This window comes from Haemophilus sp. CCUG 60358 (genome assembly GCF_001679485.1).
In the GTDB taxonomy this organism is placed as follows: Bacteria; Pseudomonadota; Gammaproteobacteria; order Enterobacterales; family Pasteurellaceae; genus Haemophilus_D.
This window is the reverse complement of record NZ_LZOZ01000006.1, coordinates 18,617-29,722: the sequence shown is the minus strand read 5'-3', so window position 1 is coordinate 29,722 and position 11,106 is coordinate 18,617. Positions and strand designations below refer to the sequence as shown.

15 protein-coding genes and 2 tRNA genes are annotated in these 11,106 nt (G+C 36.2%); 2 read left to right on the top strand and 15 right to left on the bottom strand.

Going from position 1 to position 11,106, the window contains the following annotated elements:
- Nucleotides 1-23: 23 nt before the first annotated feature.
- Nucleotides 24-881 carry a bifunctional methylenetetrahydrofolate dehydrogenase/methenyltetrahydrofolate cyclohydrolase FolD gene (folD, locus tag A9500_RS02235; RefSeq protein WP_065243737.1) on the bottom strand — a complete coding sequence of 286 codons (858 nt, stop codon included), beginning with the start codon at nt 879-881 and terminating at the stop codon, nt 24-26.
- Between the two features lie 178 nt (nt 882-1,059).
- Between folD and A9500_RS02230 the strand changes: the two genes are divergently transcribed.
- Both A9500_RS02230 and A9500_RS02225 read left to right on the top strand, forming a co-directional pair.
- A tRNA-Pro gene (locus A9500_RS02230) sits at nt 1,060-1,136 on the top strand.
- A gap of 52 nt (nt 1,137-1,188) precedes the next feature.
- A tRNA-Arg gene (locus A9500_RS02225) sits at nt 1,189-1,265 on the top strand.
- A gap of 892 nt (nt 1,266-2,157) precedes the next feature.
- On the opposite strand, the gene A9500_RS02220 is transcribed toward A9500_RS02225, so the two are convergent.
- From A9500_RS02220 to A9500_RS02155, 14 genes are all read right to left on the bottom strand, one after another.
- On the bottom strand, nt 2,158-4,434 hold the full coding sequence (locus A9500_RS02220; RefSeq protein ID WP_065243736.1) for a DUF927 domain-containing protein: 2,277 nt from the start codon (nt 4,432-4,434) through the stop codon (nt 2,158-2,160).
- Nucleotides 4,435-4,442: 8 nt separating this feature from the next.
- Nucleotides 4,443-4,736, bottom strand: coding sequence for a hypothetical protein (locus A9500_RS02215; RefSeq protein ID WP_040035083.1), 294 nt, complete (start codon nt 4,734-4,736; stop codon nt 4,443-4,445).
- 41 nt (nt 4,737-4,777) lie between these two features.
- The gene (locus A9500_RS10855; RefSeq protein ID WP_257005662.1) at nt 4,778-5,149 is read right to left on the bottom strand and encodes a helix-turn-helix domain-containing protein; all 372 of its coding nucleotides are present in this window, start codon (nt 5,147-5,149) and stop codon (nt 4,778-4,780) included.
- Between the two features lie 2 nt (nt 5,150-5,151).
- Complete coding sequence (locus A9500_RS02205) at nt 5,152-5,478, bottom strand: hypothetical protein (protein ID WP_065243735.1); 327 nt, start codon at nt 5,476-5,478, stop codon at nt 5,152-5,154.
- Between the two features lie 153 nt (nt 5,479-5,631).
- On the bottom strand, nt 5,632-6,207 hold the full coding sequence (locus A9500_RS02200) for a host cell division inhibitor Icd-like protein (protein WP_257005661.1): 576 nt from the start codon (nt 6,205-6,207) through the stop codon (nt 5,632-5,634).
- A 111-nt stretch (nt 6,208-6,318) separates the two neighbouring features.
- A complete protein-coding gene (locus A9500_RS02195; RefSeq protein WP_005699810.1) occupies nt 6,319-6,624 on the bottom strand; it encodes a phage transcriptional activator, Ogr/Delta-like protein in 306 nt (101 codons plus the stop codon).
- Nucleotides 6,625-6,843, bottom strand: coding sequence for an AlpA family transcriptional regulator (locus A9500_RS02190; protein WP_065243734.1), 219 nt, complete (start codon nt 6,841-6,843; stop codon nt 6,625-6,627).
- A 137-nt stretch (nt 6,844-6,980) separates the two neighbouring features.
- Complete coding sequence (locus tag A9500_RS02185) at nt 6,981-7,853, bottom strand: hypothetical protein (RefSeq protein ID WP_065243733.1); 873 nt, start codon at nt 7,851-7,853, stop codon at nt 6,981-6,983.
- 73 nt (nt 7,854-7,926) lie between these two features.
- Nucleotides 7,927-8,217 carry a type II toxin-antitoxin system RelE/ParE family toxin gene (locus tag A9500_RS02180; RefSeq protein WP_065243732.1) on the bottom strand — a complete coding sequence of 97 codons (291 nt, stop codon included), beginning with the start codon at nt 8,215-8,217 and terminating at the stop codon, nt 7,927-7,929.
- Nucleotides 8,207-8,461: a type II toxin-antitoxin system Phd/YefM family antitoxin gene (locus A9500_RS02175; protein WP_065243731.1), complete on the bottom strand. Its 255-nt coding sequence runs from the start codon at nt 8,459-8,461 to the stop codon at nt 8,207-8,209. Before A9500_RS02175 ends, A9500_RS02180 begins: the two co-directional genes overlap by 11 nt.
- Nucleotides 8,462-8,566: 105 nt before the next feature.
- A complete protein-coding gene (locus A9500_RS02170; protein WP_065243730.1) occupies nt 8,567-8,809 on the bottom strand; it encodes a hypothetical protein in 243 nt (80 codons plus the stop codon).
- A 9-nt stretch (nt 8,810-8,818) separates the two neighbouring features.
- On the bottom strand, nt 8,819-9,754 hold the full coding sequence (locus tag A9500_RS02165; RefSeq protein ID WP_065243729.1) for a P2 family phage major capsid protein: 936 nt from the start codon (nt 9,752-9,754) through the stop codon (nt 8,819-8,821).
- Between the two features lie 10 nt (nt 9,755-9,764).
- Nucleotides 9,765-10,451, bottom strand: a complete 687-nt coding sequence (locus A9500_RS02160; protein WP_065243728.1) for a hypothetical protein — start codon at nt 10,449-10,451, stop codon at nt 9,765-9,767.
- Between the two features lies 1 nt (nt 10,452).
- Nucleotides 10,453-10,671, bottom strand: coding sequence for an AlpA family transcriptional regulator (locus tag A9500_RS02155; RefSeq protein ID WP_005699827.1), 219 nt, complete (start codon nt 10,669-10,671; stop codon nt 10,453-10,455).
- Between the last annotated feature and the right edge of the window lie 435 nt (nt 10,672-11,106).

The window sequence follows — 11,106 nt, the reverse complement described above, 5'->3', positions numbered from 1 at the left end:
TTTAGCCGCACTTTTTTTATTCCTTAAACTAATTGATTGTTATGCTCATAAGCATAAAGAGTATTAAACATCAGCATGGCAACTGTCATTGGCCCTACTCCACCCGGCACGGGTGTAATATAAGCCGCTTTTTGTATCGCCACATCATATTCCACATCACCCACTAATTTGCCATTGATACGGTTAATCCCCACATCAATGACTGTTGCCCCTTCTTTAATCCAATCGCCCGGAATAAAACGAGGCTTGCCGACAGCCACCACTAAAACATCTGCCTGACGAATATGATGCTCTAAATCTTTGGTAAAACGATGTGTCACTGTGACAGTAGCGCCTGCCAATAATAATTCAAGTGACATCGGGCGCCCTACAATATTTGATGCGCCAACGATCACTGCATGTTTACCGTGTAAATCAATACCTGTGGTTTCTAATAATTTCATCACGCCATAAGGGGTGCAAGCACGTAAAGTTGGGATACGTTGGCATAAACGCCCCACATTATAAGGGTGGAAACCATCCACATCTTTTTCAGGGCTAATACGCTCAATCACTGATGTGCTATTAATTTGTTCAGGCAATGGAAGCTGGACGAGAATACCATCAATGGTTTCATCGGCATTTAATTGGTCAATCAGTTGTAGTAGTTCCGCCTCTGTCGTGGTTTCAGGTAAATCATAGGATTTCGAGACCATTCCAATCTCTTCGCAACTTTTACGTTTACTGCCCACATAGACTTGAGAAGCAGGATCTGCGCCCACTAAAATTACTGCAAGTCCTGGCGCACGTTTACCTTGAGCACGATAATGTTCAATTTTACTGGCAACATCAGATTTAATTTTTTTTGATAATTCAGTACCTGAAATAATTTGGGCGGTCATGCATTTTTCCTCAAGGTGGCATTAAGTAAACGTTTGCTATTTTAACTGACTACGCCTTATTTTACAAAGACAACAAAAGAGCGGTTAAAAAAACTGGAATAATTTTGAGCAGTTGAAAGAGGAATCTAAAAAATTAATTGACTGAAAAGAAAAGCTCACTATAATTGTGCTCAATCGTCGGCGAGTAGCGCAGCTTGGTAGCGCAACTGGTTTGGGACCAGTGGGTCGTAGGTTCAAATCCTATCTCGCCGACCACTTCTTTTATATTTCCCTCGAAATTCCATACAAAAGATGTAACCCTTGAAATGCGCCCTTAGCTCAGCTGGATAGAGCAACGCCCTTCTAAGGCGTGGGTCAAAGGTTCGAATCCTTTAGGGCGTGCCATAACTCATCTCAATCTATTATTGTTTTTCTATTTATTTTTTCAGCGAAAGTAATAGCTCTATGCATATTTTATACAAAGAAAAATAACGTCAATTCTAGATTTCAAAAATGATTGATTTAAAAGATGATTTTAAATTCAGAAAAGAAAATATTTGAATGGCGGTGAGAGGGAACAACGATTTTTTCTTCTTAAGCCTTGTGTAGTCTAAAACCTTGATATTCTGCATAGCCCGTTAGGGAGTTATACAGGGAGTTAAAAATAAATTTTCCTGTTATTTGTCCTTGTTTAAAGGGCGATTATGGGAAAAAGAGATTTAACGGTCAATCTTTAATTTTCGTTTAATTTTGTTTTATGCGTTCATTTTTTTGACAATGCGTTTACATGAGATATAGCGGTGATTAGATTCAGATTTACTAGAAATTAAGATTGAATATTTAGATGTCAAATTTTATTCTTGAGAAGATTAATAACCACTGTATAGAAATTTTGTTGTATTTTTCTTACTTGTATTTTTTTGGCAGCTCCCTATTTTTCGGGGGAAAGTGGGAAAAAGTGGGAAAAACTTGTAACTCATTGATAAAAATATAAAAAAATCGGGAAATTTTCCCCCATTTTCCCCCCTTTTGGAAAAATTCCCCTTTTTGTATCCCTTCCAATTTCAAGAAAGGGGGAAAAGTGGGAAACGGGGGGAAAATCAAAAACCATAAATAATTATATAATATATTGATTTAATTATAAATTTATAAGTTAATTATTATATTTTCCCACTTTCCCACTTTTCCCCCGTTATTTTTGGTTTGCTATAGAAAAAGTCAAAAAGATTAACAATCACCCTGTATTATGTTAAATACACTACTGTATAAAAAGGCGATTCAATCGAACCGCCTTTATTTATTCCTCCAATGGTAGGGTGATTTTTAACCCTCTTTTTGTTGGTGTTGTAATGTTTTTATCCTGCAAGGTTGGATAGGTTGATTCATTGCGCCATGTATCCTTATCTTTTCGTTCCGTTCTGATTAATCGCTTTTCTTTGAGCAAAGATTCAATAATTTTTTTCTCTGGAAAAGCCCCCATTTCTAAAAGTAGATTCCGCTTGTCTAGTATTAGATAGGAATTTTCCCGTGTATCTTCTTCAAAATAAAACCCTACAAATTTTTTGCTTACTGGCGTGTTTACAATCTGCTTATTTCTAACGTGATAAAGATCGCCTATATTCTGCTGGATGAATAAATCTAGATTTTCGATAATCTGTGTTTTTTCCTTATTTCCCCAGCCAAATTCATTTACCCATAATGTAAAGCAGTTGAAAATTGCCGCTTCTATTTCGTCATCATTTAAGCCTGTAATATGCTTTGAGCATTTTCCTACGGTTTCCAATAATGCAAAATTCTTCGCTACGCGCCCTATTTGGTTGAGTTCTTCATAGGCAATATCTTTCGGTTTTGATGCGATCATTTTGTCAATAAATGCTCGCTCGTGCTTTTCCTTTTCTGTATTGAGTAGGGGTTTATTCTGAATGATAAAATTAATCCATTCCCTGCCCGCTACGCCGTAAAATTTACCAGTGTTGCCTTTGATAAAATCAACAAATGCTAATGATTTGTGATAAGGTGTAGGTAAATTAGGATCTAAGGCAAATTGATGAAAATTAGTGAGCCCTTCAAATGGGATATTCAGCATTCTGACAAGTTCCCCGGCTTTGACTACATTTCCTTTTTTCTCTTTGAAAATATCCTTTAACTGGTCTACTAGATTTTTTTCTCCATTACTTAAGATCATAGTTTGCCAGTTTCGGATTCTTCGATTTTGTCCGTTATCAGCATTGCCGCGCATTTTCTCTACGCCTTGAAATAGTTCATAAGTAATACCCACACCTAGATCGGGTGAAAGGTTAGTTAATTCATCCATCACTAATAGGCAATCATTCCGCGCTATGGCTTCATTAATTAAGGCGGTTCGAGTTGCACTCCAAGAGCGTTCTAAATCTTTTCCGTGGCCGTAAACGCTGTTGGCGATATGACTACAAATAGATTTACCTTTTGAACTATCGCCATAAATATGAATGCCAAAATGTGGCGCATTGACAATTTTTACAACTGGCGCTGTTAAGGCAAAAAGCAACGAAAGAATGATTAAATCATTTCCTTTGGCATATTTCGCAACATTTTCTCGCCATTCTGCCAATGTGCAAGATTGGTTAAATAAATCAGCGTTAATCGGTTGATTTCGTAAAAATAATGGCTGTTTATTGTCCATTTCTCCGATTATTTCGCCGTTTGGGTAAATATACGCGCCATTTTTCCAACCTGAACTTGATACAATACGCCATTTAGGCGAAGTAATGGTTTTGGATGAAATATAGTTCGCTAAAAATGGATGGTGTTTAGTGACATAATTTATCTCTAACCCTTTATTTCTTAAGTTTTTGAATGTTTCCGCGCTTGCAATTTCACCTTGTAAAATAGCCTCCGTGATTTCTTCGCGGTTGCCGTTGGATTTAAAGCGGAGCATTGAGTAGTGCAAGTTTCCTTCTTCGATTTCCACTCCTTGCCCGATAACATCAAATTTATCAGATAGCCAATGATAGTTTATTCCCTTGTCGTTCTCATCAATCAAGAAAAGCCCTTTTTTAATGCCATTATCCGCAAATTTAATTTCTGCGGGCTTGGCGGTTTTTATCATGATTGGGGTGTCGCTATCTGCATTTTCTTCTGCTTCTTTGGCATGCATAGCTTGTATATTAGAAAGCTCTTCGTCATTGCGTATTTTCTGTAAAAAATCAGGCGCTATATCTTGAGCAATAAGATTCTGATCAAATATTTTTATAATTCTTATCTGTGTTGTTTTTGCAAGATTGAGAAAAAGAGCGCTTTTTTGCGCTTCAGTTACGCCATCAAGGAAAATAATTGATAAATATTCTTGCTGTTTCGCAATCTCTATATCTTGAATATTTGGATGCGTTGACAAGTCTAAAATTAAAGGCGTTTCATCAGTAGATTGCTGTATGATTTTGCAAAATAACAGCCATTCTTCACTATATACCCATTCTTTTTTATTATTGCGATTTGGATAATTTTTCCAGTAAAAATGCGCTTTATCGCCTACTATCAAAACGTCTTCAAGATTATCTTTACGGTTTACTTCATCAAAATTTTGTACTTTTGCCATATATCCCCCTATGCTTTATTTCTATTTTTAAAAAACGCAATCACATCTTCCGCACGATACTTCTTCGGAGCGTTTTTCTTTTGTGTTCCAACGCTTGCGGGGAAAGCTGGGTCAATAGCTAACTTTTGCATAAAATAGCCATAAGAAATCTTTGCGTATTGAGCCACGTCTTTCGCTGTCCAGATTTCATCTAATCCATAAGCTTTCTTATCATTCTCCAAACGGCTTAGGCGTTCGTCATGGTTCGCAAGAATACGCTTTAGGCTCTCTACGGTTAGTGGTTGTTCTTGTTGTTGCATCATGTTCTATCCTTTGTTTAAATCTTGGGCTTATCGGTCATGTCTTATTGTTTGCAAATAGCTAAATAGGCGTTCAAATCACTTTCAGCAACTTTCCGACTTCTGCCAAACTTATAAGATTTTAATTTGCCACTCGCTATCCAACGTTTAATAGTAGGTTCTGAACATAAGCCAGTTTCTGCAATCTCTTTAATTGAAAAGTATCTATCACCGCTTGGCATTCTTGACTGTTCAATAACAGCACTGATCTTTGTCTCTTGAATTTGTCGTTGAAGCACATCTTGTTCCTTCTGTTTTAACTTTTCTAATTCATCTTTTTTCATGGACTTCACCACTTCATCAAACTCATTCAATAAGGCTGTTTTGATTTGTTGCATTGCGCTATCAATTAATGCTTCTAATTTTGCTCTACTCATTTCTATTCTCCTTTTGGTGATTTTGTTTCTGCATATTTTTCAAGTGTTTGTTCAAGTGGAAAACCGCCATTATGCGAATACACATCGCATAAATTTCTATTAATCCACTCTAAAACTTCCGTGCCTTTTAATTCTTTCATTAAAGCTAAATAGCACATGCTATAAAAAGCCAATGCATCTGTTACATTTTTATGTTCATCATGCTTAGGAATAAGGAAATGTTTAGCTAAATCATTAATCAATAAAATAGAAGGATTCGCCTTTTTATCTTTTTCAGAATCTCGACAAATTAAGATCCCATCTGTCGTTGTTATTAATTCTCTGCTCATTTTTCACCTCCCATTTTTTGAATTTTTACTGCCCATACGTTAGGGTCATTTTCCATTAAATGGCGCGCTACCCTCTCGGCTTCTTCGTAAAAGAAAAACCTGCTTGAATAGTATTTTTGGTGAAAGTGATCGAATGCTGAGAGAAAGAAAAAATTACGCATAAATTCCCCCTTTCATCGCTAAAGTGCGGTCAAATTTGGGGTTAATTTTTGCAACGGTGGCAAGATAGCGAAAATCAGCGTTAAGGCTTAATCTTGCGCTTTCTTCGGTGTTGGCGTGAATAGTTTGAATGCACAAATTAAAGTGCGGGTGTGTGCGATTAACGCATAGAAATTTATAGATCATTTCTGCGGTGTCCATATGTAAATCTTTAGGAACTACCGCTAGACTTGTCACGGTCGGGCGGTAGCACGTAACGGGGTGACAAACTGCTACATATGGAAAGCAGCCAACCACAAAGGGTTGCCCATTACGCGCTACCATTGAGAATAGTCTATCAAAAGATAGATTATTTGGGATAGATGCGTAAACGCAAGGAACAAAAAAAGCGCAAATTAGCGCGCTGTTGTTCGCCATATGTAAATTCAGCTTGTCACGGCCGGCCCTCAATTTTGAGAATGCGGGTTTAATATAGTTTAACTTCGTTTCATCTGTCAATAGTAAAACTATAAATTTGTTTGTTTTTTCGCACTTCTCTTTGTAGTGCATTGATTTAATTGTATAATTCATACGATTCCTTAGATGAATTAATTCCTTTGTTTATCCAATATCTTAGGTTGGTTTATGGGTAGCCCAGTGTTGAAGACTGGGCTTTTTTTTGTTCTCAATTCAGCGTACGGTTTAAAATAACTTGCCTTGTGATTTATCTTGCCCTTTTAACTGCGCTAATCGTTCTTCATTCGTCATGGGCTTAATGCCCTTTTCCTGTAAAGTTTCTTTTTCGGTTTTCTCCCAGTTGTTCGCTTCAGGACAATCAACATAAACCGCTCTTTTAATGTTGCTAATCTGCCCAACAAAATCGGCGTTTAATTGCCCGCATGAAGGGCAATAAATGCGAGCTTTGGTAACAAGTAATGAAAGTTTTTCAGTGGTACGAATGCCTGCACGTTGTCCGCAAAAAGGACAATAAATTGTTAAGCCTGCCATTTATTCCCCCATTAAATTAATTTCTGTTACTTGCTCTTGGTCTGCGAGAAAACGCTCTACATCTTCTGCCTTATAGCGCGCTAATCGCCCAAATTTAATCGGTTTAGGAAAATGGCCAGCATTAACCTGATCCCATAACCACGCACGAGATACATCTAACATTTTGCAAATTGTGGCGGTTGAGTAATAACGCACTTCGGCGTAAGTGTTTTTTTCCATAGTTGCCCCTAGTTGGTTATAGAAATTGTCAAATAATGTGTCTTGAAATGTCTTGTTTGTCGGAGCGTATGGTAGGTGGTGAGAATTTTGAAAGGTGGAATATTCCAAAAATAGTTGGAATATTCCAAAGTAAGGGATTAATCTTCGACTTGATTGATATAATTATAGATAGTTTTTCCGCTTGGTTTGATTAGATCTTTTTCGTCAAATTGTCGGCTTATCATTGAACGAGGGTTATCAAGTGCTCCTCTTATTTCTTGAGCCGTATGTAAATTGTAGTTAATTGCGAGTAAATCACGGATAAAGCGCGCTTGTGTATTTTGGCTTTTCTTTGATTGTAATTTATTATTTATTTTTCCATCTTCATGTAAATCATAAAGTTTTTGTAAATTCTCATGCGTTACATAAATCTCATCCAAATATAAAAAATCTATAGTTTTTTTCTCTAACTCGATAATGAAATCTTTATCTTCATCATCAATAAACAACCATGAAATATTATCTATTTTTATACTATCTTTAATTTTTATCTTATCTATAATGCTACTTGGTCTATCTATTCTTATTAGCCCCTCTATAAGTAACGGCATCCTTTTCTCAAAAGAAATTTCCTTTTTAACATTATCTATTCTATTTGTTTCTCGCCTTTCTCTTGCTGTTCCATATATATCAAAAGAATCAGCTATTTTTTCAAATAAAGGAGTATAGGCGCACACAGTTAAAATACCATTATTAAAAATAGGTTTTTTTTCATTAAAAAATCTTTCCTCTATTTCATCTGAATTGAGTGCAAAATCGAATATTTGTAGATTCTCATACTCTATTTTTATATTTCCTAACGTGGCCTTTTCTATGTTATAGAAAATAGCAGTGTGAAACTCTATAAGATCATTTAACCAAAAATGCACTAAATCATTTCTGGATAAATCACATACGTTTTCTTTATTTAACTTTTCTATTGCTTGATCGAGCGTGTACCATTGTTTTATTAATGGTTTCTTTTCTTTCATTTTCATATCCTAAGTAAAAATAAAGCCCATTAGCGGGCTTTATTTATGTAATTAAAATTCTAACCTCTCGGACTTAATGCGCTCTATTCCGAGCATTTTCATAGGCTTGTAGACGGTCGCGTTTACCTACTGATAACACAAAAACGGTGATTTCATTATCACTAACTTCATAAACAAGGCGATAACCTGCCGCACGGAGTTTAATTTTATAAAGTGCGGTTGAAAATCCGCTTAATCTGTCCGCTTGCACGTGAGGATTCTCTAAGCGCTCATACAACTTTTTCTTAAATTGGCTTTTTATCGGTTCGCCTAGTTTGTTCCATTCCTTTAACGCTTTCTCGTGAAATTTTAGGCTATAAGTCATCAAGATTTACCGCAATAAATTCACCGTTATTCATGCGTTCTTGCGCAATTTTGCCTAATTCGGCATCTTCCGCTAACTCTTGAAAATATTCAAAAAGGGCTGGTGTTACGCAGTAAAAAGCCGGTTGATTACGATTTAAAATGGCGACTGCGCCATCTTCACTTGCTTGTGCAATGCCCATCGGATCCCGTTTTAAATCGGTAATGCTTGCAGCTTGCTGCGTCAAAATTTGGTGAATTGCCATATTTTTTCCTTCATATGGTTTATCTTCATTAGATATGATAATAGCACTTTAAAAAGTTTTTAAAAGGTTTTTATATAAAAATAAAGCTCCTTTCGGGGCGATTAATTAAAAGTTAAAGATCTCGCTTTTTTGGGCGCTTTGAGTGCGCTTAAAGCTTTGTTTGAATGTTTGCGCTTCCTTTTCCATTAAATCCGCAAAGGCTAACATAAGTTCGATTTTATCATTTTCTGAAATATGCCCTTGTTTTATTGCTTCTTCAATACAAAAGATCGTCATCGTTCGGCTTGCCTCTAACATTCTTTCAGCGCATTCAAGCAAGGTAAAAGAACCTTGTTTTATCTCTGTCATAGATTACGCCTATGTACTAATGCCATCTATTAAAACTGCATGTAAATGATTTCCTAGTAGAAAATCAAGGTCTGTAGAAAAATATACTTCAAGTGCATTTTCACGCGGTTTATTTTGGAAGAAAAGACGTGAACTATCCTTTTTAAAATAAATGGCTAGATTAGAAAGTGCGGTAACTAAAATCGCATTTTTTGGGAAATAGCTTACATTGATTGCCTTTAATCCACCGATAAGCTTTTGAGGAATGATAACGTTGTTTGTTTTGGCGCTCTGTAAATCAGAATAAGCCACATTAACAAAGTCACCGCCTAGCAAGTTATCCCCACAAATAGCGATTAATTCGCCACTATGTCGAAGCTTAACCGGCAATTTATCAAGCGCTTTAGCAATTAATTGATTAATACTTGCGCCTTGTTCTGTTGCAGCATTGATCATCTGCCCTTTTTCTTTAAGTTGAGCTATCCAGCCCTTCGCCACATCTTGCCCTAATGGATTTTGTACAGGATCGCTGTCATCTGCCCAACGTTCCCCATTAAAACCAATCATAATAATATTTTGCATGAATTCGCTGATCATGCTGTCATTAATTGATTTTTCAAAATCTACATCCGCAAACTTATCTAAATCTTGATAGGAGACTTTGGTATCAAAATTGACTTGTCGGCAATTAAAATCTACGCCAGCTTGAACATAATTTTTAGGCTCTCGAGCAGAATTATCTGTATTGGTTCGACTAACCACCGGTAAGGATAATTCATGCGCTTGATTCAAGGTAAGCGGGGTGAATTTAACGTCAATCATGCGTAAAAATGCATTATTTTGAATTCCATCATTGAGAATAGATTCAATCTTGGCAAAATCGTGCATATATTCACTTTCGCCTGCTTTGTTTCCGCCTAGTTTATTTTTATATTCTGCGAATTTTTGACTTGTAATACGTTCCATATTTATTCTCCTAGAAATTATTTAATAAACGTTTAAACCCTTTATCTGATTGAGGTTTAAAGCTATCAACATGTTTTTGGGTTGGGGTTTTAGGTTTCCAATCTTGTTGTAGATTAAGCGTTGGCAGTTTAAATTCATCGGGTAATGAATTATCAAAACCAGATAATTTCTTAATGAGCATTTCATTAAACACATCTTTGCCATCTTTTTCTGTTATTGGATCATATTTAATACCATTCACGATTAAGCTTCTAAACAAGGTGATTTGTTCGATATGTTGCTGAATAAATTCATTTGCCAACGCTTCACCATAACTAAAAATTAAATGTTTTCGCGTTGCCAATAACTGCGCTTTAGTTGTAAAAACTTGCTCAGATTTTTGATAGATTTTTTCTTCCAACTCTTCTCCAGTTGCAGTGAAGAAATCAAGACGAGCTTTTAATTCTGCTTTAGCTTTTTGAATTAAGGTATAGTCATCAAGTGCTAACTCATGGCTTTGCTCAAATTTAGCCTTAATTGCTGCAGCTTCTTGTTCAAACTCAGATTTAACTGCAGCAATCGTGGCGTTATTTTTAGCTTGTTGCATGTGTAAGGCGGCTAATTCACGATCAATCATGATTAGCGTCTCTTTCTGATTATTAAACTGCTCTAAAAGTGCGGTCATTTTTTCTTGAATTTGTGGGTTTTGTAGTTTCATTTTATTTTCCTGCTGTTTTTTGGTTTCGTTGTTCAATGCGCTCTTGCATCCATTTATTTACTTCACTTTCTAGCCATGCTTTCTTATTCCCGCCTAAATCTACGGGCTGTGGAAATTGGTTTAATCGTGTTTTGTCGTAAATAGTAGAACGCGCAAGCCCTGTTAATTCAATTACGGCATCAATCCGTAAAAAACGTTCTTTCGTTTGGGTTTCTTGCATTTTTTCTTACCTATAAAATGTAGTCATTGTTGTGTCCGTGCTGTACGCTGTGGAACGATTTTTATAATAGAAAATATGCGTTTGGTATGCATTCGGCGGGGTTTGTGGAGAATGGGTTCACATAATTATGAGAAATACAGTGGCATATTTAACTGTACTTTGTGTAACCCTTTCTAAACTGTCCGATTTTCATTCGTCAAAAATCACTAAAAAACAGAATTTTTAACGCAAATTTTGCGTTAGCTTGCGTTGATTTGCGTTAATGATTGCGCTTTTAAAATATCAAGAAAAGCCAGTATTAACCAAGGGGGAGAGCTTACCGAGGCTTGCGTTAAAAATGAGGTATCAAGTAAAAGCGTGAAGGCGTGCGAGGGGAACGATTTTTCATAAGCGAAAATAATCGGAAAAAATCTGGGGGAAAATAGAATTTTAGGA